This is a genomic window from Lysinibacillus sp. CNPSo 3705 (genome assembly GCF_028674935.1).
Classification (GTDB): domain Bacteria; phylum Bacillota; class Bacilli; order Bacillales_A; family Planococcaceae; genus Lysinibacillus.
Genome location: NZ_JAQZSD010000070.1, coordinates 1 through 20,960, shown reverse-complemented (window position 1 = coordinate 20,960; position 20,960 = coordinate 1). Strand labels below are relative to the sequence as shown.

At 35.6% G+C, this 20,960-nt stretch carries 18 protein-coding genes; all 18 read right to left on the bottom strand.

What is annotated here, in order from left to right:
• Window positions 1-367 precede the first annotated feature (367 nt).
• Window positions 368-1,159: a hypothetical protein gene (locus PVA17_RS21135; protein WP_274068868.1), complete on the bottom strand. Its 792-nt coding sequence runs from the start codon at window positions 1,157-1,159 to the stop codon at window positions 368-370.
• Between the two features lie 240 nt (window positions 1,160-1,399).
• Complete coding sequence (locus PVA17_RS21130) at window positions 1,400-2,389, bottom strand: hypothetical protein (RefSeq protein WP_274068867.1); 990 nt, start codon at window positions 2,387-2,389, stop codon at window positions 1,400-1,402.
• Window positions 2,376-2,930, bottom strand: coding sequence for a hypothetical protein (locus PVA17_RS21125; protein ID WP_274068866.1), 555 nt, complete (start codon window positions 2,928-2,930; stop codon window positions 2,376-2,378). Before PVA17_RS21125 ends, PVA17_RS21130 begins: the two co-directional genes overlap by 14 nt.
• A 15-nt stretch (window positions 2,931-2,945) precedes the next feature.
• Window positions 2,946-3,347 carry a hypothetical protein gene (locus tag PVA17_RS21120; RefSeq protein WP_274068865.1) on the bottom strand — a complete coding sequence of 134 codons (402 nt, stop codon included), beginning with the start codon at window positions 3,345-3,347 and terminating at the stop codon, window positions 2,946-2,948.
• Between the two features lie 42 nt (window positions 3,348-3,389).
• Entirely contained in the window at window positions 3,390-3,851 is a 462-nt protein-coding gene (locus PVA17_RS21115) for a hypothetical protein (RefSeq protein ID WP_274068864.1), read from the bottom strand.
• Between the two features lie 99 nt (window positions 3,852-3,950).
• Entirely contained in the window at window positions 3,951-6,017 is a 2,067-nt protein-coding gene (locus PVA17_RS21110; protein ID WP_274068863.1) for a hypothetical protein, read from the bottom strand.
• On the bottom strand, window positions 6,014-6,856 hold the full coding sequence (locus PVA17_RS21105; RefSeq protein ID WP_274068862.1) for a P-loop NTPase family protein: 843 nt from the start codon (window positions 6,854-6,856) through the stop codon (window positions 6,014-6,016). Before PVA17_RS21105 ends, PVA17_RS21110 begins: the two co-directional genes overlap by 4 nt.
• Before the next feature lie 3 nt (window positions 6,857-6,859).
• Window positions 6,860-7,081, bottom strand: a complete 222-nt coding sequence (locus PVA17_RS21100) for a hypothetical protein (protein WP_274068861.1) — start codon at window positions 7,079-7,081, stop codon at window positions 6,860-6,862.
• Complete coding sequence (locus PVA17_RS21095) at window positions 7,078-8,958, bottom strand: ATPase, T2SS/T4P/T4SS family (RefSeq protein ID WP_274068860.1); 1,881 nt, start codon at window positions 8,956-8,958, stop codon at window positions 7,078-7,080. The genes PVA17_RS21100 and PVA17_RS21095 overlap by 4 nt, the downstream gene beginning before the upstream one ends.
• Window positions 8,955-9,755 carry a P-loop NTPase family protein gene (locus PVA17_RS21090; RefSeq protein WP_274068859.1) on the bottom strand — a complete coding sequence of 267 codons (801 nt, stop codon included), beginning with the start codon at window positions 9,753-9,755 and terminating at the stop codon, window positions 8,955-8,957. The genes PVA17_RS21095 and PVA17_RS21090 overlap by 4 nt, the downstream gene beginning before the upstream one ends.
• Before the next feature lie 3 nt (window positions 9,756-9,758).
• Window positions 9,759-10,523: a hypothetical protein gene (locus PVA17_RS21085; RefSeq protein ID WP_274068858.1), complete on the bottom strand. Its 765-nt coding sequence runs from the start codon at window positions 10,521-10,523 to the stop codon at window positions 9,759-9,761.
• A complete protein-coding gene (locus PVA17_RS21080; protein WP_274068857.1) occupies window positions 10,523-11,491 on the bottom strand; it encodes a hypothetical protein in 969 nt (322 codons plus the stop codon). The genes PVA17_RS21085 and PVA17_RS21080 overlap by 1 nt, the downstream gene beginning before the upstream one ends.
• 41 nt (window positions 11,492-11,532) lie before the next feature.
• Entirely contained in the window at window positions 11,533-12,996 is a 1,464-nt protein-coding gene (locus PVA17_RS21075) for a P-loop NTPase family protein (RefSeq protein ID WP_274068856.1), read from the bottom strand.
• Window positions 12,997-13,292: 296 nt separating this feature from the next.
• Window positions 13,293-14,264: a hypothetical protein gene (locus tag PVA17_RS21070; protein WP_274068855.1), complete on the bottom strand. Its 972-nt coding sequence runs from the start codon at window positions 14,262-14,264 to the stop codon at window positions 13,293-13,295.
• A 26-nt stretch (window positions 14,265-14,290) separates the two neighbouring features.
• Window positions 14,291-15,226 (bottom strand): 30S ribosomal protein S1, encoded by a 936-nt coding sequence (locus tag PVA17_RS21065; RefSeq protein WP_274068854.1) that lies wholly within the window; start codon window positions 15,224-15,226, stop codon window positions 14,291-14,293.
• A 254-nt stretch (window positions 15,227-15,480) separates the two neighbouring features.
• On the bottom strand, window positions 15,481-18,348 hold the full coding sequence (locus PVA17_RS21060; RefSeq protein WP_274068853.1) for a type IV secretory system conjugative DNA transfer family protein: 2,868 nt from the start codon (window positions 18,346-18,348) through the stop codon (window positions 15,481-15,483).
• A 30-nt stretch (window positions 18,349-18,378) separates the two neighbouring features.
• On the bottom strand, window positions 18,379-19,761 hold the full coding sequence (locus tag PVA17_RS21055) for a replication-relaxation family protein (protein ID WP_274068852.1): 1,383 nt from the start codon (window positions 19,759-19,761) through the stop codon (window positions 18,379-18,381).
• Window positions 19,762-20,190: 429 nt separating this feature from the next.
• Window positions 20,191-20,646 (bottom strand): helix-turn-helix domain-containing protein, encoded by a 456-nt coding sequence (locus PVA17_RS21050; protein ID WP_274068851.1) that lies wholly within the window; start codon window positions 20,644-20,646, stop codon window positions 20,191-20,193.
• Between the last annotated feature and the right edge of the window lie 314 nt (window positions 20,647-20,960).

Sequence of the window (20,960 nt, the reverse complement as noted above, 5' to 3'; positions counted from 1 at the left end):
AAAGATTAATCAAAATGGATGGATTTAATTTTGTGAAGGAGTTATTTTTTATAAAAAAGTTTGATTAAAACTCACTTAGAATTCTTACATCAAAAAGGGGTAAAACGGTGCAACTTTTTTACAAACGGTATAACTTTATTTTAAACATCTTTTTTATAAACGGTACGACTTTATTTCAAATCAACATCTATTTCTAGTACTAAGTTACAATTGTAATTACTCGAAATGACAAAAAGGCGCACTGACTCGTGAATGAGTTGTGCGCCTTTTTTTACTTTGTAGTTGTAATTACAAGATTTAGACCAGAAGCGGCGTTCATTATTTACTACACCCGCATATATCGGACCTAGTAACTCCGCTGTACACGTTAATCCCAACCCGCACCTGCAGACACTTTGATTGTATTGTTGGCGATGTATGGGTAAATAATCGGATTACTTCCAACACATATAGTAAATTTTTTCAACGCTTCTGCTCCAGCTCCAGGAAGAGCAGAAACAATTGGTCCAGGATTAAATGATGCTGCAGCTGCAGCAACATATGGAACCATATACGCGATAGCACTATCTGTAGCTGATTTCATGCATCTATCTAAAATATCTTGTGCTTGGTCCCTAATGACTACAGGTACTGTTACATCTAGGTAAGCACGATATCTTTTCATTCTCCATCCATGAGGAAGGTCTAATGAAGCAATAGTTTTTCTTATAACAGTTGTTTCTACTTTACCTGCATCACCCCTTGTATCTGTGGTACCTGTACCTGCACCTGTACCAGGACCAGGGCATGTTTGATTAATGACTTTATATCCGACTAACTCTTCTGGTAGAAAATCCATATCACCGTGGTTTACACCATTTGAAACACTTGTAATATTTGATAGCTCCACACGATTTCGGCTAGCATCATAATCACCTACACATGCAGTAACAGTACCTAAGTTTTGTATTGTTGTTCGAATCTGCTTTCCCTTAAGGCTAGGAAGCTCAGGTACCGGTATAGAATGAGGCCTGATAGTTCCATTTTGAACAAGATAATCATTTGCAGATGTAGGAATATTGGATGCTTGTAGATAGATTGGGTTTGGGTATTGTTCAAAATAACTGCTATTATACAAAATTATTTTCCCACACATTGGACAACGATACATAATGGCCATGACTTTCTCCTTTCTTTATAAGGCTCACATTATTGTATATATTGTAAAAAGTTTCGTTAACCAATATTTCCATTTGAGGTGCCATATTACAATTATAGTCGCTCGAAATGACAAATAGGCGCACTGACTCGTTAATGAGTCAGTGCGCCTATTTTGTTTCTCGGAGAGTGGTCCCACTGGGAATACTATAAAAGTTATATCGCTATTCTTAACAGAAAATTTTTTCTCATAATTCGCCACTTAATTACCATTCAAACAAGATAACTCTCTGTATCCAGCAGCTGCGGCCTGTTTTTTAGTTGAATAAATTTCATTTACTTTATAGTTGTAATTACATGATTTAGACCAGAAGCGGCGTTCATTATCTACTACACCCGCATATATAGGATTTTGATAATGTAATCGTGTACCTACAAAGGCGTACTCATTATAAGCAGTAGTATCAACTTTGTATGGATAGCCCTGTATAAATGCAAAAATGGAGATATCATCAACCGTGTTATACCAATCTTCTTTCGGTATCAACGGTAAGGCAAACTTATATGTTACATCAAGCGCTTTCGTATAAACATTATGCTCATTAATGTAAAAAGCAAGGTTTTCTTGAACAATACTAACGATTGTTTGTCGTCTTTTTTGCTCAAATTCTTTCTCATTTTCCAGAAGCGGTATCGTAATTTCAGGATCCTCCGCTAATTCAGCTCTTTTCCCAAAGTACCATTCCTTCAGCTCAGCATCATATACTTCAAGATCATCATCAACTGTAAAATTAATGATATTTCCTTCATTATCTGCGTAACTTAGCGGGATTTTAGGTAGCCACACTCGCTCTATCACACTTTCTCCGCGTTCGTCTTTATATTCTTTATAAACATTAAGCAGCAATCCATCATAGTCTAAAATCGCAAAGACCGGGACATATCTGAGCATCTCATTCACTGAATACTCATTTTCTACTTTATAATTCACCGCCATAGTTTGAATAAAAGTTTCAAAGGCAGGTTGAGGATTTACTGGATTAATTTTATATGAATCATATCCCGCTTCTAGCGATGGCTTTACATTCGTTCTAAGTATATGTATTGCATCTTGTGCGGCTGTTGTAACAGCCGATTCATGAAAATGATCATACTCGATATATGTTTTTGTTTTTTCATAATCAATTTCCATAAACACAAAAACAGGTAAGAAGATGGCAAAAAACAGAAGTACCAAATCAGTAATCCTCATTAAGTACCATTCCTCCCTTTGGAATATCAATAACCACATCATTATCAGAAGCTAGATTAAATGTTAAATAATCGAATAACATAGTCGATTTAAATTTAGTTTTATTTTTAACTTCTACTTGGAAGTAATCGCCTTGTTCTAATTTATATACTCTTGAAGGAATATCACCATTTCCATTGTTACCGTATAGATAATCTTTTATCTGAGTCCAATAAAAATCCTCATAATCTACTTTATACTCACCTGTATATGAGTTTAAATCAGAAGTATTTGAATAGACTGGCGTATAAATCTTATGTTTGTGAACCATCTCAACATCATAAAGTACATTCCCTACTTGAAGTTGTTGTTGAAAGTCCTCAACCATTTTAGGTGTGATAAAACCTTTCATACGAACATTTTCCACAAAATTGGTCACTGTTTGATCAACGTTTAAGTAAGCTATATCTTCTTGCTTTTTTAAAACTTGATACGTAGGAGCCAAAAGCAAAACACCTATCGCAATAAGAGACGCAAAGAGCTTAGATAAGAGGTTAGGCATTTTTCGACATCCTTTCTATGGTTGATAAGTAAATATAATTCGTTGTATTTTACCGTTAGGCGCTAGTTCCGTTTTTAATTTATAACGTCCCTGTAAATCAATGAATCTTTGTTTATTGATTACATCTTCGTCAGTTTCAAAAACCTCTGTCCCAACAATTATTGGATAATCATCCTCTGTTAGCCTATACAGTTTTCCTACAACTTGAGCCCCTGTCCATAGAACTTCTTTTGGGATATCCAGCTGCTCATTGTAGACTGTTTGCGATGTCGGGACATTCTTTAAAGACTCTTTTACATCAGTTGTCAAGAACACGGTATAAGCTACACTACTTAAAAAAAGACTAACTGCAAAAATGTACCATATTGCACTTCTAGTAGTACTATTCATAAACAGCAGGGAATGCTCTAGAGTCATCTAAAGCATCCCCGTCCCTCCCTACAAAATTAATTTATTTGATTACTTTTTTTGAATAAATTTAATCGCACGAATAACACCGTTGGTATCACGCTCTAGTGTTGCATCAAATCTACCTGATGGATTGATATACTGGCTGTCTGTTGATTTAACAGCTTTTTCTAGACTAGTCGTTGAAGATGCGACAACTTGGTCACCAGTGAATTGAGAGTAATACCATGTACCTTTACTACGACCAGTTTCAACGTAAAGGGCAATCGTTTGTTCTTTACCTTGAGTTTCAAATTTACGTAATGTACCTATAACTTGACTACCACTTACTTCATTGTTGTCGTAAGGTATGAACGTTTGTTCTTGTAATTCCTTAATCATTCCCTGGGTATCTTTAGAAGATTCCTTTCCTGCGTCTGCAGCTGGTTTAAACACCAAAAGTACAATTGTAATTAATGCTATAGTCATAAGAAGTCCTGCTATCCATTTGACAGCTGTTGAAGCTGAGCCCATTAAAACATCTCCATTCCAATAATTTATAATTTTTTTGAATAATAATTGTAGGGTTGCTGTGAAATTTATGCATACAAGTAAATACTTGATATTGCCTAACTAAAATCCAAGTTGTGAAATTGTTTCCGTTGATTTTATAACAGTTATGTACATCATCGGAATTACTAGATACAGTAACAAAGTACACACAATAGGCGTTAAGCTTGTGAATGTACCCATGATTTGTCTTGTTTCTAGTGTACGGTTTTGATCTTCTTTGCGTTTTTCTATATAGAATTGTCTTTCCATTTCAATGTCATCAAAAGCTTCTTTAATGGAAATACGAGTAACACATAATTTTAAACGTTCTACGATTTGTTGGAACGGTTCGAAACTAACTGTTATATTAAGCGAATCGAGCGCTTCATCTGGTCCACTATCGAAATCTTGTAAGCAAATTGATACTGGCTCCCTGAAAATAATTGCAAAACGCTCCATCCAACTAAGAATGGTAGGAACAGTCATGCTATCAAATCTACGTAAGATAGTAATAAGTACTAGTATTTGATGTACTTCACTGTCCATATCTTTGTAACGTAAATATTTTTGTAATCGTAGATTGCCAACAGGTAAGTAAGCTGTAGCAAAACTAATCACAATAACGATTAATAACTCCCACCATTTAAAGAATGCATTTTCAACTACATCCAATTTGTTATTAATACGTTCAACAGTACTAGCAACTTTAGGATCTTCAATGTCGAGTCCCATTTGTTTAGCAATATATGCTTCAAAATCCTCCCTTGAAGGCTTTTCAGATGCTTCTTTTAGATGATTAATTACTTGTTTATCAAATTGAGTTGCTTCACGATCTAATTCTATTTCTTTTTCCGTTAAATTAGCTGAAAACATGGATAAGTCGAGACTACTACTTAAAGCACTTGTCTCTTCACGTTTATGAGCGTAAATAAATCCACCTGTAAGTAGTAAGAATACAGTTATCCCAATTAGACAACGATGCAGCGTGAGCCATTTGATTTTTAATGGTGAGTTTGCATCCTTTAATAACTTTTCTAATTTAAAATACCTTTTCGTATACGGCGTAGGAGATAGCCCTGCCATAACTTTGTCTAAAAGAGGTACTTTTTCGAGTAGTTTTTTTTCCCAAAATACATTTTTCTTGTTCATGGCTTGCGTATTTTCAGATACATTTTTCATTTTGCGAATGACCAAGTAACAAATTAGCGCAATTGCATATACTAAAACTTCTGTAAAGAAGCCAATAGTTGAATCATAGAATTGTTTAACAATAGGAAAACTTGTTATTGACCAATTTTTTAAAGGTAATGCTAGAAAAACTGGTATCAGCGCAACAGGACCCATACTACGCATCTGATAAGATAACTTCGAGCGATAGATTATCTCATTATTTAACTCTTCATTAATTGCACTAAGACCACGTAAATAGGCACTCTCATTATCTGTAATTACATCACCTTGATCTTTAACCAGAAGTGATAGACCTGCTAAAACCTTTAAGAATCTTGTTGGTGCAACTTCTTCATACTTTAGAAGTTCTTTTTCTGGATTAACATGAGTTAAAATATTATAAATATGTTCGGCTTGCGCTAACATTTCAGGTCCTACAAATGCCAAACTATCATAAACAGCCTCATCAACCATTTTAGTTTGCTGGTAGAAAAATCTAATTCTATTATTGAATTCTTTCAACTGGGAAAGTAATTTATATTCAACACGATAAACAAAATAATCAATTAGTACCCCGCTTAAGAAAATAAGTCCCAATAGTACCCAAAAAGCTGTCATTAAGCTTGGTCGAATAAAAAGTAAGGCTGTCACTATTAGAATTACAAGTGCAATAACGGAAAAGATAATCTTCATTACTTCCGTTCGAAGTTTGTATTCATCGTAAACGGACAATGTTTCAATACGTTTTCGGATATTGAGAATTATTCTTTTAAAACCTGGAATTCTCATCAAACGATTGTATGAACCTTGTGTAAATTTGTTAAATTGGGCAGCTTTATTTGTTTTACTAATTTCACCGCCAATACTTACTTGTTCTTTTTTCCGCTTCTTCATATCGAAGTAAACGAAAGTAGCAATAAGTATTAATCCAAGGACTGAAACTATTAATATATAAGGTGCGATTGTTTGTATGTTCAAGTTTCATCCACCCAATGCAATGTATTAAATGCTCTGAATGCAACCTTATCCTCTTCTGAAAGATTACACTCAATCATTTCTTGCCGTTGCTGACTTATAGGATGTACTGTTACATACTGTCCTTCTTTTAATTCCACAATATTTCTAGCTTCATAAAGTTGTTCTCCGTTAGGTAAACTTACTGGAACACATTCTGTAATCCGTTCAATATACCGGGAACCATCTTTATCGCGAACAACATGTATATTAAAATCTATTAGATTAACAACAAGTTGTTCCGCATCCTTTTCATCGCTACATAATCCCTTTTGTAAAAATGAGTTTCTCAAAGATGCAACAACTTGTGAAAGGTCTTTCCCATAGTGAGTGAAAATACTAAATAACGTCTCAAAATGCTGGTTTACAAATGTAGGTTCTTTTAGTTTTAACTCATCAAAAACCGAAATTTGCCCCTCTTCTGAATGGTACCTACATGTAGTATCTTCAAATGGTACAATATTGCGATTTGGATACAATTTATGGAGAAATCCAATGTTTTCTTTTTGGGTCCGTATTGTAAATTTCGGATCTACAAGTTCGATTAATGATGCCATTAATGTTGTTTTACCAACTCCTTGAGGGCCCGAAATTACAGTTGTTTGATTTCCCTTCATTAGAAACTTAATTAAAAAAGTTGGATAATAACTAGGAAACATGTTCCTCCATACCGTAGTGGTTATAGAACTACAACCCGAACTTTGTTTACCACTAAAAGAAATACTTTGTTTCGCTAAACTTTTAACAAATCTCGATGAAATATCTTCAATCGATTGTTGAGCGATAAAGGATTGTAATGTCATGTATCATCCCTCCTTTTGACATTCGTCATTAATGATGTCAACTTTTAATGAAGAGTTGCGCAATGTTTCTTTATCATCAAAGGTTTTTGCAGGATGAGTAAAAATAGCAAATAATGATGCTACTTGTGACAATTGATTCATCCATGCTGCAAATGGTGGGTTAGTTGCTAATTCCCAAAGTATTGTTTCTTGCGATTGTTTAACCATAGTGGATTGTGATATCATGCTACATCCCCCCAATACTTCTGAATGAATTCCTTAAATTCAACGCGTTCTTCAGGAGATAGTAACAATTCAATTTCCTTTTGACGTTGTTCACTGATGGGGTGAACTGGCACATAGTCTCCATCGCGGAACTCTATAATATTGCGTTCAATATATTGCTTTTGTTGCGTTTGTTGACGGAAGAATGTTATGCCAACCTCCATAAATGCATCCCATTTTTCTTCTTTTGTTGTAGCTTGAGTGATCTTGTCCTTTATTACACTTTCATCTTCATATTCGATAGGTATACATTCAGTAATACGTTCGATAAAACGGTATCCATCATATCCTTGAGTTAAATGAACATCGAATTCTAATACCTTAACAACCTGCTTTTCTGCTAACTTCTCATCATTAAAAATGTCAACTTTTAGTAAAGAGTTACGTAATGCTTCTACAAGGTCAGAAAAAGTTTTTGCATGGTGTGTAAAGATTGTAAATAATGATGCTACCTGTGCAGATTGAATCATCCAGGCTGCCACTGGGTCAGTTGCTACTTCCCCAAGTATTGTTACATGGCCATCTGTTTTCTTTTGTAAGTCAAGCCCATCTTGTCCACTCATATTGTCCGTTTCCTGAAATGAAAGAATGTTTCTAGTTGGAAATAAAGAACGTAAATTAAGCTCAAAACTTGTTTCTTGAATACGTAAGTTTAATGCTGCATGAATATGTCCGACCATAGCCATGAGTAAAGTTGTTTTACCACTCCCCTGTGCACCAGTAACAGAAACAGTACGATTGCCCTTCATAAAAAATCCAAGAATCTTTACTGGTAATTCCTTATTAGGTTGTTTAATTAGATCATCCAAAGTAAGTAACTTTGCATCGTATTTCTTACGGATGAAGAATGCCCAAGACTCGGAGAGCTTAGAACGCATTACAGTGACACGTGAGCCATCATGCATTTCATTAATTATGGATGGTCTTGATTCCGACAATTGACCAGGATATCCATATTTATAAACATTGGTAACTACACGACGTAACTCTGATTCATGTTCAAATGATAAAAAACGTAAGTGAATGCTTTTACCTCTATACATAATCCAAGCACTTTCCATACCTGATGGTCTTTCAGATGATTCCACCAACAGCTCCATATCCGACTCATAAGCTGTTGTCATCCTATTAGGAAGGCCCGACACCCCACCTGACACACCATCAATAGCCATATCCCGGACTTCATCAATAATTCCAAATCCTTTATATTGGCTATAACTGATCTGAGATATAACATTTAATTTGTCCTCAAATTTAAGTTTTCCTGATTTGATTTGTTTTTTATAAATGCTATCAATCTCTTCAGCAGTAATATGGTAACCGCCGTCTTCTTTTGGTTTAGCAAGATCATACGTTTCAATCATCCACGAAAGTGCTTTATAACCGTGTTCTTTCGAAAATACGTATAATAATGTCTCGAATTTTTCTCTAGAAGACATCTGACGAGGATTATCAAAAGGTGTTGTCCAGTTAATGGATTCTTCTGTGTATCCAAATTCATCTGCCAGTAGATCATAAATGTATTCTCGTACATAAATTTTTGAAGAAAGGTCACCTGTATTACAGTTTTTCAGTGCGTCTTTTAATTCTTGTCTACGTCGAGTACGACGTTTGAACTCTTCTTCTGACAAGTTCTCTTCATAAAGGTTACTTGTAGTTAGTTCGTTCATACGTTTTTTAATAAACGCTTGAATTGATCCGTAATTATAGAGTGCTCTATCATTTTTCGTATCATAGCCTGATAGTTTCCCATTTTTTCTCATGATGAAGATAATTAGAAGCGAGAGTGATACCACAATAATAGACACCATTATTATCACGTTTGTGAAATAACTCATTCTTCCTCATCATCTCCCTTGCGTACAAGGTCTACCTGTTTAGCTAAAAAATGATTAATTGTTTTAAGCCCATCTGTAAATTCATAAACTGGATGTTTTTTACTTACTGATTTGTTACGATGGAAAAACTCCGTTAAACTATTTGTATTAAAGGCATCGTTGAACAAGTGTGAATAAAGCACAGGCATGACTTTATTCTTCAACTTATAATTACCTTTAATTTTCCTAACACTTAAGGCCGCTTCAGGATCATACGAACCAACTAAATAGACCACATTTTTTTCATCTAAGAAGGCTGGATACTCTTTTTGGGTAAAGAAGCGGTCTAAAACAAATTTATTTTGTGGCAATGTTACTAAAATGACATCAGCTGCCTTTAGAACCTTTTCTGTCATCTCATTAGGAGGACCAGTTTCTGTATCTATCCAAACTAAGTCATAGGCTTCCTTTGTCACATTTAATAATGTTTGAAGGATTTCCATATCTCCCTGGTGAGTTTGACTACCTCCTAAAATATCTAACCGATTGTTATAAATTGTTTCTGTATAGTCAATAACTGCCTCAGGCTTTAACAAAACACTTTTAGCAAGTCGTTCTAATGCCTTTAGACCGCTATCAAACCCAACCATTTTATGAGCCTTATTGAACACTTCTTCAAGAATCGACTCTGAAAATTGAGTATGAGTTATTAGAGAATTTACTTGATAGTTCAAGGCGAATACTGCAGCAAGTGCTGCTGTGTTGGAGGTACAACCTTGCCCTTTAACGGGTGACCAACTAACTATTGTCTTTCCCATTTTTTAACCCCCTATTGTTTGTTGTTGTGAAGCTTTAGCTTTTTTATTTTTCGTACGGAATCCAAAGAAAGTACCCTTAGTTTGGCTCTCTACGTCTCGTATAGTCATTCCTTCGAACAGCTCACAAGACAATTCATGTAATACCCGCTTATATGCTTTGTTTAATTTGTTGAAAGGTATGACGTGTTCATGCTGCATCAACATACGTAGCTGCAATTCTGCATCGTCATAATCAAAGTAAATTGAGTTCTCAGCAAATGTAGGTCTATTCTTCATCAAAGTCTCAATATAATCCGCTGGAATCTTATAAACTGATTCAAAGTGCACTCGACGTAACGTAGTTGTATCTTTTTCATCGAAATAGCGATGTAATAGAGACACATCACCTACTAAATTGAATTTTTCATTATCGCTGACATAAAGCGTTAAATCTGAACTTGGCCACTCTTCTAACAGACCATCAACTGAATCAATATCAATCAAAATGCAATCATAGTTTGTCGTAGTGGTATTGACTGTCCGTAACTTACTTTCTACGTCCACCCAATCTTCTGCTCCGCAAACAATATCAATACCCCTTAAAGAATGAAATACTGCATTAGGAGTGGATATGTTCTCCCCATCTACTTGAAAATAACCTTGTTGATAGTGCCCAAAAGTCGTAGCATCTACAATTAGTACATTTTTTTTCATAGTGTTCATCGTATGCGCTAGATAAATCGCAAAATCAGTTTTGTTTTTTGTTCCTATGAGAGTAACAATTTTCATTAGTTACTACCTCCTTTACCGCCACCGACAAGTTCAGCTTGCTCCTTTTGTGCTTGATCATTGTAAGAATTTACACGCTCTTCAGCTGAACGTCTCTCCTTATCTTTATTTACAGCGTTTTTCGTAGCTTCATCACCTGTTTTCACTTTGTCACGAGTCATTTCATCCATCACTTTTAAGTTTTCTTCAACTCGAGCACGATTTTGTTGTTCGAGATTTAACTTGGCTATATTAACAATGTTCGGATCTTTTTGAATTAATTCTTTTACATTCAATTTCACCGGATATGTCATTTCCGAATTTTGCTGCATATGTTCATCGACATAAGGCATTGCATAAATTTTTGCTCCTGATACGTATGCATCGACAATTGCAGAACTCATAGTCATGATCTCGCCCTCATCTACGTCAACCCACATCGTAACGCCCTGGACATCCTTGACTTTCTTTTTCGCGAAGAGAACAAAGTCATCACCAGAAGGGAATTGAATACGGATATCCACGTATTTATCAACCTGGAGTTTGCTAGGAAGTTCAATAAATGAATACTCACCTTCACGAATATCGTTTGTGATCATTTCTTCCGCGTATACAATAGATTCAGTCAAAATCGTATTAGCGGTTAAATCCGTTTTAGCAAAGTAAGGTGTATCCCCAGCTTCAAAAGTATTATTCAAGATGCGGTCACCTGCAGCGGCTCCTTTTGGCACATAAACCGGTTCGAGCATAGCTTCTGTTATTTGTTCACCCTTCTCTACTTTTCTATTAAGAGCAAGCGCATTTTCACTTTGATCAGCTACAGACTGTAAAGCCTCCATTTTGCCTTTATATTCTTGTTTTAAGGCTATTTCGTGTTCCTGGACCTTGTTATAGGCCACATAACCGCCTGCCGAAGTTAATATAAGCGTAATACCCGCGCCTGCTAACCCCGAATAAATTAATTTTTTTGTTCGTAATCGTATACCCACTCTTTACTGAGCCTCCTTAACACTATCTAGCCCTCTAGGACTTAAGAAAATAATTTAATAATGGTGAACATTAATGTAGTAATCAAAATACTTACTGCACTTGTAGTAATTAAAGCTTTTTTAGAAAATGATGAAGATGAAATTTTTATATAATCATCAAGAATATCTCTTACCGTTATTTCCGCTTCTTTAGATATCTCATATGGGTTATCCAATGTTGGCATTTTATAAATGCCTGAGTAATCAAGGCGGCCCTTTAAATCATCCAACTTTTCTGTATCTGCACCACAATTCGGAACCACAAACACACATTCTTGTATCTCTAATTGATTAAAGGTTAAAAAATCGTGTATCCAATCAATCTTCCATTCATCTGCAGAACATACTACACAACTAACATGAGCCCGTTTAAATTCTTCCGTAAAAGCAGCAGCCTCTTCTAAATCTCCAAAGTCCAACAAGACATATTCATAAGCTGGGTAAAGCTCATTCAAATTTAAGTCTTCTCGGTACTTATAATGGGTTACTCCATAGATTGCAAAAGAGTCATCCTTTTTTAAGAACTGCTTTTCACCCTCATATAAGGCATGAATACGGTCAAAGTCCTCAGAGTAGTTTAGCTCTATAACTGCAACGGAATATCCCATCTTTGCCAAGTAACTAGCAATTGCTAAGGATGTATACGTTGAGCCTAGATGGGGCGCAACACTAGTGACAGCAACCAAAACCGTACCAATTACGGTAGGTCGTAAAGCTGAAACTTCCGAAATACTCAACGGCATTAAATCTAAGAACTCTTTGAAATCATCTCCATCCGCTTCACCCTCAGCACCTTTAGGCATTTTAGCCTTTATACTGGTTACTATTTGTTTTACTGATTGAGATGCTTGCTGTGCCCTGTCCTTGACTGTTGTAGTGTTTTCGTTTTTCTCAGCTTCCTTTCTCTTTGGAGCTTTTTCACGACTATGTAACTCATCCACTGCTTCAGTAGTAACATTTTCATTAACAGGTAACTCTTTTAATTCTTGTTCTTCCTCCTGCAGCATGGCTTCAATTTGTAGATTGCCTGTACCAAACTTCTTCACATTAGAGAAGCGGGGAGGTTCGAGTAACTGCTTAAATGTGACTATTTCTATAGTTTGCTCGTGAAAAATATCCAAGACATTTCTTGCTACCAGGTCACCTAAAAATGGGTCTGTCCGATCCCTAACACACAAGTAAACAACTCGTACCGATTGGTCAAAGAGCATACGCCACTGTTCAATCATCTGTAGCATTTCTTGATCTCTATCCTTGGATTCAGTCCATTCAGATGGTAAGTAAATGTCATGTATAAACACAATTTCTGGTTCTTTAAGTTCAACAGTTTCATTTAAATACTTACGGTGAAGCACTTCATCATCTAACACATCAAATCCGATACTACTCATATATTTCCGTATAGTATTTGAAATATTAGGCTCCCCAACTGCTAGTAAAACAGATTTACTCCCTGTTCCTGACATTGATTAGCCCTCCTTTGTAAGTAGTGAATTATTGCAAAAATAAAAAACACCCCAATCTTTAAGAAACGGCTGCTAATTACAGTCGTAAACAAAAGATTGGGGTGTTCCCATTCTGTATTATTAAGTTCAAGGGGCAGCCTAAGCCGCCCAAACACTCAAAGTTTACCAACAAATCGAAAGCCCACTACTACATAAGCTATCAATTTGCATTTAAGTTAAACCTTTGAGGTCAAGTGATGTTTAAAATGTAACATATAACCAATTATTATGTCAATACTCTAATAATCTGTTATTTATTACATGTTTAAACGAATCCTTTGCAGCTGGCTATTATCAGCACTAGGCCTTGCAAATGCTGTTAAAATCGCGCCATTTTCGCCACTATCAAACCATTCATCTACTAAAACCCATACATCAAATGGATACTTGTGCAATCCCAAATTATCGTGCAATACTTTTGCTACTTGATAGCTGGATACAGATATAACAACCCGTACATGTGCCTCTTTATCTACCCCGGCAACCTTTATATAGCCAAATTCATTAAACATCCTTCTATAATCTTCTAATCTTGTACGCAGGAAATCTATAAAGCGCTGGCTCATTTGAGCTCGCTCAATTAACATATAGGAACGGTCATCGTACTCATCTGTTACACTCCCTAGTTGCATAAGAGCAAAAGGCTTTTTTTCATGTGTACTGGATCCTACAACAGGATACCACCGCCAATTGGAAATTAGCTTTGATTCAACTCCTGCACAGCGTATTTCATTTAAAGCGACATAGCGTTGGATAGCAGTACTACCACTTTGTTGAAACCACATATCAGGTTTCGCAAAAAAATGCCCACTGTAGTAGTGATTCATTAAGTACCATCCACCAATGCCCAATGTTATAGGTGCAGGGTTTTTTAATGATATTGGGTCTCCTTTATCATCTAAGTAATCGGCTATATAACACTTATGTCTATCAACAAATCCTCTATCACGTAAATAACGAATATGTTCACTAGTCGCAGAAGCGGATAAGCCTGCCAGGGCCATGTATCTCCTTAACTGGTTCTCATTAGCGCATATCGCATCACCTATGACTTTTAATATGGTAAGTCGGTCTTGATATACATTTTGATTCCACCTTGAAGTAGCAGAGATACTATCCATTAATGACGTCGTAGGACGATGTGTTGTTTTAGGTGTAGTTTTATAAGAACTAAAGCTAGGATGGTCCCATAAAGAAAGAGTACCATCCTCTCGAGGGAACGTTTTCATTTGGATAACAGGAGACTCGTTATTCGTCATTTGTTAAATAAAAAGTCGCCTAAATCTCTACGTGTACGCTTACCGTTTGGATATCCGATAATCAACACGCGCCCTTGCACTCTGCCGTGATTTCGTCGAGTTATTTCTTTCATTACACGGCATGAAACACGCTCTCCTACTACTGGTTCCTCTAGTTCTTTAATACGACTCGCTTTAACATCTAAACCGCTTTCTAGTTCAACAAAAATACCATTTATCGGATCAACAGTTGAAACAACACCTGCAATCAAATCCCCTACCTTTAATTTTTCCAAAAATGCATATGGGTCTGGTAACGTCAATCTTCGAGAAACCTCTACTAACCCATTTTCTCCATTTTCCTTATCGAAACGTCGTACTACTACTTCAATTTCTTCCCCAGGAACAATATTTAGAGAATCCCTTCTGTTCCAAGACCACTCAGCAGGCGTAATAAAGCAATCCTTTCCATGTACACGGACATGTACTGTACGAGTGGTTTCATTCACACCGCTAACAACTGCATTGAAGCGGTGTGAGCTTAATGCATTCTTTTCTTGAAGCATTTCTAACTGTTCCCATAATTCTTCAATCATCGCCTCTTGTGCTGTTTTACCATTCAACACTAGAATTCGGCTTTGCAAGTCAATTTTATCGATATAAAATTCAATTGCTTGACCTACAAATCTGCTATATCCTCTATATTCACGGATAGAGAATTGCTCTCCTGGACAATAACCGGTAACCCCGTTTGGCAAAGCAACAATAAGGATTTCTTTCTTTACTGGTACATATTTGCCGTCAACTTCTTCTCGTGTTTCCCTAACCTTAATACTTCGCACAATACCAACGATTCGTTGTTTGTAGCGGTCAATACGTGTCAATTCCTCAAGTTGTTCTTTACTACTCCACGAATGGATTAGTTCTAATTCCTTTTCTTTTTCAGTTGCCATTGAAATACCTCCATTTGTAATGTGTTTAAGACTCTTAAAAAACCTATAAAAAAAGGAACACCCCCAACTTAAACACACGTAATGCAACATGTGCTCTCATTGAAAGGGGTGTTCCCTAACTTATATAAAATTTGATCATAGGTTAAATGATTAGGAGTCTCTCTTATGCAGCTCCACAATTCCCAATTTTGAATCGGATTACATTCATAATACTTTATAGAAAATCTATAAAGCAAGTAAAAATTGATAATGTTTTACTTTTGAGTAGTATCATTCGCTGTTTTTTCAAGTGATTTCAAGAAATCTTCAGTCTTTTCATCTACGAGATCTTCTTGATAGACAGCACCCTTACTAATTACTTCTTTCTGAGGTTCTTCTTTAACCTTTCGTTTACGGGGCACTCCTATATCAATTGTCTCAAGAACAGGATGTTTACTTTCAACAAGCGGTTTAATAGATTCCTGAGATGGCTTTGATTTCCCCTTAATGTCAACAACTTCTAGAGTCTCTATTTCATTAGGCAGTACCGTATTCTTATTAACTATAATCACAGTTTCTTCTTTTCGGTTTAGTTGTTCTTTTTCTTTATCGACACTAACAATATGCTTTTCTGGTTTATTATTTTGATCCATTTCTTTCATTTCCACTTTTGGTTCACGTTTTGAATTACCGTTTATTTTTTCAGTATTAGTCTTCATTTGTGGCACATAAACTGCAGGTGGTTCATTATACTGTACTTCGGTTTTACTAGGTCTTGTCGGCTTAGGAGACTGAATTGCCTTTTCTAATTCAGCTGTATGTTCTTCACTTAGTAAAGATAAAACTTCCCCTTCCTCTGTCTCTTCTTTTTGCTGAAGCGGTGTAGCTTCTTCATCCTCGGTTGAATATACAATCCCAAAATCATCTACTTTAATTGATGATTCATCTCTTAACTTCAACCATTTTTTTGCAGCTGATGGTTTAACCTGTACGACAGCCTTTTCGAATTCATCTTTTGGTACAAAATTCGCTTTAATTTTTTGTACTGGCATAGTTTTATTGTTTACAACAATTTTGACAGCACATTCAAACGCATCCTGGAACAATATATCGCTTGAACTCATAGCTGCTTCCTTTACTTTCGAATATGTTGACCCGCTTCTAGAAACAGGGTTTTCTTGTAATGGTGATACAGACTGTTCAGATTCTGATTCACGATATACGTCTTTTTCTCCAAACATCTCAGCGAAATATTTTGCATCAAAGTTAGATACATCCGCATAAACCATTCGATTACGCATTGCAGCAACTACAGTATTCATGTAATCTTCGCCGAACGCTCCTCGTAATTGCGTTAGCGTTTGCTGTAATGTAGAAATTATAACTTTATATTTACGTGATTGTGCTGGGAATGATGAAAACGAACTGTAATAGTATTCTGGTGCTTCATCCACTAAAATGTGGTGAAATGCTGATACTTTAGGTTCTCTTCGGAAAGAAGCATTTTGCAAGGACATCAATATGATTTTACCCAACACACTTCCTAATGCCTCCAATTCTCCTTTTGCTGTGTTTACAAGTAATATTCCACCACCTGTTCCCATGTGATCATCGAAATTAAATTTAGATGTGCCAAATAAAACTCGACGAATTAATGGGTTTGCTCCAATATCATTTAGAATATTTCTTAGTCCCTTTACATGTACCTCTTCCGCATCAATATATACAACTTCACCATTATCATTAGTAACTACCTGAAATCCATTTCCAACACGTTTTTCAAGGGGAATAATAACTTTATCAAACCACTTATCTATAGTTCTAAGTATCTGCCAATAGTTGTACTCATCTCTACGTTCCTCTTTATCTATGTTTTCATAACCAACTGGGAAACGTGCTTTTAAATCTAAGTGCATTTTTCTTACGATTTGTGTGTCACTATACATATCAAGCAACATATCAAATGTTACATCTTTAGTAGGGTCGTGCATTTTTAACAAGTAAATATGGTGTTTTAGATGGTTACGTTGGGCTTGTTCGAAGTAAAAGTTACCTCCACTACCGCTATCCGCTAACCCAGAAATAACTTGCGCAAATACCTCTGCAACTTTATCAGTGGGTCCTCGCATTACATTTATGGATGGAGTTTTCGGATTTGTCGGATCTATATAGGTAATTGCTTCGTCTGGGATACCATGAGCTTTAGCTAATTTAAAGACCTGTTTACATAAATCATTCGAAGGCTCAATAATTGATAAACCGTTTAAATACCTACCTTGAATCTCTTCTGACTTATAGTTCTCCATTTTACTAATTCTAGAATAATCATTAATAAATCTGGTAAAATGGTGCAAGTCTTGATTGATCATTGGTAACCCTAACGCAGCACTTTTACCAGTACCTATACTACCTGTGATATTTGTATTTAGCGCTCTATCCATGGCCGGAATAGTTACCATTTCACCAGTTTCAACACCTATCCCCAATTCAACATCAGGAAGCGGTACTATTGAATCTTCTATATTACTCAAGCTTTCAAAATAGCGTAAACGTTCTCCTTTCCATTCAAACTTAAAAAATGCTTCTTTTAAATCTTCATCATGCTGCCTATATTTCGTCATGACAAACATTCCTATGAACAATAATAAAATAATCGGCATCATTAAAAGCATAAAGAAAAATCCATTTGTTTGTTCAAATAACACTTTACTCACTACATCGTCAGTATCTATCACTCGAGAAATTCGCGCATAGAAGAATGGTATAACGTAGTCTTGTACTTTCGTCATACCATATCCGGTTACCATTCCAGCATTAGTTAAGAAAACTACAGCAAATAAAACTAATCTTGTGAATTTCCCCTTTAACTTAGGAACCCTTGTACTAAGAACCCAACCAAGGATACTCACTATTGCAACAAACGGTATCCATAGTAAATGAATACCTAAACCTCGTCCAAATAATGATGGCATTACAAACATTTCTTTTCCCGTATACTGCGTTAAAGCCATCGAACTGATTCTCGTCCAACTCCAGAAAAGGAAATATGCCGTAAGTGAATAAATTGTAAGAACAATAATTAGAGGCATTCGCCTTAACCATTTCTTTTTAAGTGATGATTTCCATTTTGCCTGCTCTTCCAATGTGTTCCTCCTCTCTATATCAAATTGCAATCAAACATGACGGCTTAACAAATGAAGCGGTAAATCTTGTATACGCTCTACCTGTTCTCCTCTTTGATACATTTCGTTAAAAAGTTCCGAGCTAGTCGAATATACAGGTATGTCCAGCTGTTTCAGGTTTCCAATACTATCAAATATTCTTTCAACCTCACTAGAATAAACCAGGAGTAAATTAACAGTAAGATTAGTTAAATCTGATTCATTTATTGTTTTCACACGTTTTATATTGGCGGTGATTCGTCTGTAATCAACGGATGAACCCGTATCAACATAAAGGACAAAAAAATGTTTTGGTCTTTTTTCATTCTCCTTTAGATACATATATTCATCCGCTTCCCATTGTTCATCCCACTTTTGACTAAATGGTTTATACTCATCTTTGCTTACTGTTTCCAAAAACATTGACCCGGATTTCACACATCCAGCTAAATATCCGAACCATTGAGAAACGAAAAAGCTTCTCTCTGATCGACTTGACAGGCTTATCCCTTGAATCCAGTTACCAATTAACTCTTTCGAAAAAATGGAAAGTGCACAATAAACACCAATTCGTGTATCATTCATCCACTCTACGTGTTGTATGCCTGTACGTTCACGCAAAGTAACAACACGTCTTGTTCTATCTTTTATGATCACTGGTGCAACACTCTCATCCATTACCGCAAATACAATTAAGAGTTTCTTGTAAGTAGCAAGTGGATGATTATTCAACCAATTTTTATACTGCTTAACTTTTTCTGCATTCGCTGTACCCCTTTGATTACCTGTATCCATCTCTATAGCAATTAATATATTTTTGTAATCGATGACATAATCGGGCTGTACAGGAACACGATAGGACTCTTTTCGATTGTCCTTAAATGCATCGTGCATGCCTCCACGTAGCACAAGTGGGATATCAGAAACCTTACTGTCATGTTGCATTTGGAGTAAATGCATGTAAATTTCATTTACTAAAGTTGAAGCGGCCTGATTATGCAATTTTGGTATTGATAGTTTTTGAGTTGCAGAATAAGCAGCTTCAGGATTAATAGAATCGTCGTTTGTAAATTCCTTCAAAGCTCGAAATCCCCTTAATCCTAAACGATAAAAGAAACTATTAAACCGCATTCCTTGCAAATTCATTTCTTCATCTTGCTCTAAAACTAATACACCTGCAGCAACCAACCTCCTTAGTCGTTTGCTGATTGCATTCTTTGTAGGAGCCGGAACACCCTCGATCTCCCGCGTACACTCCAATAATTTAATTACATCTCTTGCTCTCATAAAACGATGTATTGCCAGCTGTTGTAACAAAACAAAGTCATGTAAATAAAGCAATGCACTACTATACTTAGTGTTTTTTGGTAAACTAAACACTGCTTTTTCTCTCATAGTTTCACCTCCCTAAAACGAAAAAAACTCGAACACATAACAAACTCATATGGGTATCCCATAGAGTTAATTAGTGTTCGAGTTGTTCTCAAAACTATTAAATTTCATAGAAAATTTTAGCATGTTTATTTTGTTATCACAAGGTGAATCAATATGTAAAGCTAGATTCTTTGTATGAAAAATAATAGGACCATAAGTAACTCACTCCCTAGTTTCTACACCTTACACTTTACTACTTACTTTCGCTCTTGGAGCGAAGCGGAGGCCGGTTCGTGAGTGGTTTTATAAGAGTCCCGCAGAGTGACTCTCTTCGAATGACTCAGTCATTTGATTTATTAAATATCAAATGACCTTTAGTGTTTTAAAGATTCTGGATGGTTATTTCAGTTACCTAATTAGTTAAAGCTCATCTTTCCGAATCGTTAATTTTTAATCAATATATTTATTTTTCAACTGGTCTGAGCCTGCTCCTCCAACTACCATTAATGCAAGTGGTAAGAAGTTGGAGATAACTTTTGGTACACCCTCTAAAATCTTTATGTCTAAACCAATAAAATGGTTTAATCCCTGGATACCTAATTTTGTCACTAATAAAAAAGCTCCTAATAAAAATACACTATCAAAGAATACCTTCCATTTTGGGTACATCAACTGCTTACTATCCCTAATAACTTTCTCTTTCAACTCTTCATCACTCCTCAACAATTCATCTATCGTAATACCAAATAGATCACTTAAATTTATAAGTACTTCGATACTAGGATAGTTCTTGCCAGTTTCCCATTTTGAAACTGACTGACGACTAACATGAATTTTCTCAGCAAGTTCAGTTTGTGACCAACCTCTCTTCTCTCGTTCCTGTTTTAATCTTTCACTAAATATCATGATTATCATCGCCTTCCTGTTTTTCATTTTGTTAGTAATGATACCTTAAGTAAAGATAGTTATAAGTTCTCCATGATGCAACCTAACGTTGCAGTAGATTAAACTCTGATTTAAAGTAAATAGTCTATATTTTTTGTTTTCTTAACATGATAACTCACTTAAATGGTTATCTTAAGTTCACAGGATTAAGGATTAGATACAATGTTTAAGAATTCACCTCTCCCCTAATGAATCTAATGCGATTAATTTTACAAAAACAAATTACCCTTAATTCTTAATTAATTTCTAAATTAATTAAAACCATTAATTAATTC

What these genes read in the sequence shown, in the direction of transcription:
- PVA17_RS21135 (WP_274068868.1), bottom strand. Translation starts at nt 1,159, where the DNA reads ATGGCCATTATGTATCGTTGTCCAATGTGTGGGAAAATAATTTTGTAT.
- PVA17_RS21130 (WP_274068867.1), bottom strand. Translation starts at nt 2,389, where the DNA reads ATGAGGATTACTGATTTGGTACTTCTGTTTTTTGCCATCTTCTTACCT.
- PVA17_RS21125 (WP_274068866.1), bottom strand. Translation starts at nt 2,930, where the DNA reads ATGCCTAACCTCTTATCTAAGCTCTTTGCGTCTCTTATTGCGATAGGT.
- PVA17_RS21120 (WP_274068865.1), bottom strand. Translation starts at nt 3,347, where the DNA reads ATGACTCTAGAGCATTCCCTGCTGTTTATGAATAGTACTACTAGAAGT.
- PVA17_RS21115 (WP_274068864.1), bottom strand. Translation starts at nt 3,851, where the DNA reads ATGGGCTCAGCTTCAACAGCTGTCAAATGGATAGCAGGACTTCTTATG.
- PVA17_RS21105 (WP_274068862.1), bottom strand. Translation starts at nt 6,856, where the DNA reads ATGACATTACAATCCTTTATCGCTCAACAATCGATTGAAGATATTTCA.
- PVA17_RS21100 (WP_274068861.1), bottom strand. Translation starts at nt 7,081, where the DNA reads ATGATATCACAATCCACTATGGTTAAACAATCGCAAGAAACAATACTT.
- PVA17_RS21095 (WP_274068860.1), bottom strand. Translation starts at nt 8,958, where the DNA reads ATGAGTTATTTCACAAACGTGATAATAATGGTGTCTATTATTGTGGTA.
- PVA17_RS21090 (WP_274068859.1), bottom strand. Translation starts at nt 9,755, where the DNA reads ATGGGAAAGACAATAGTTAGTTGGTCACCCGTTAAAGGGCAAGGTTGT.
- PVA17_RS21085 (WP_274068858.1), bottom strand. Translation starts at nt 10,523, where the DNA reads ATGAAAATTGTTACTCTCATAGGAACAAAAAACAAAACTGATTTTGCG.
- PVA17_RS21075 (WP_274068856.1), bottom strand. Translation starts at nt 12,996, where the DNA reads ATGTCAGGAACAGGGAGTAAATCTGTTTTACTAGCAGTTGGGGAGCCT.
- PVA17_RS21070 (WP_274068855.1), bottom strand. Translation starts at nt 14,264, where the DNA reads ATGAAAACGTTCCCTCGAGAGGATGGTACTCTTTCTTTATGGGACCAT.
- PVA17_RS21065 (WP_274068854.1), bottom strand. Translation starts at nt 15,226, where the DNA reads ATGGCAACTGAAAAAGAAAAGGAATTAGAACTAATCCATTCGTGGAGT.
- PVA17_RS21055 (WP_274068852.1), bottom strand. Translation starts at nt 19,761, where the DNA reads ATGAGAGAAAAAGCAGTGTTTAGTTTACCAAAAAACACTAAGTATAGT.
- PVA17_RS21050 (WP_274068851.1), bottom strand. Translation starts at nt 20,646, where the DNA reads ATGATATTTAGTGAAAGATTAAAACAGGAACGAGAGAAGAGAGGTTGG.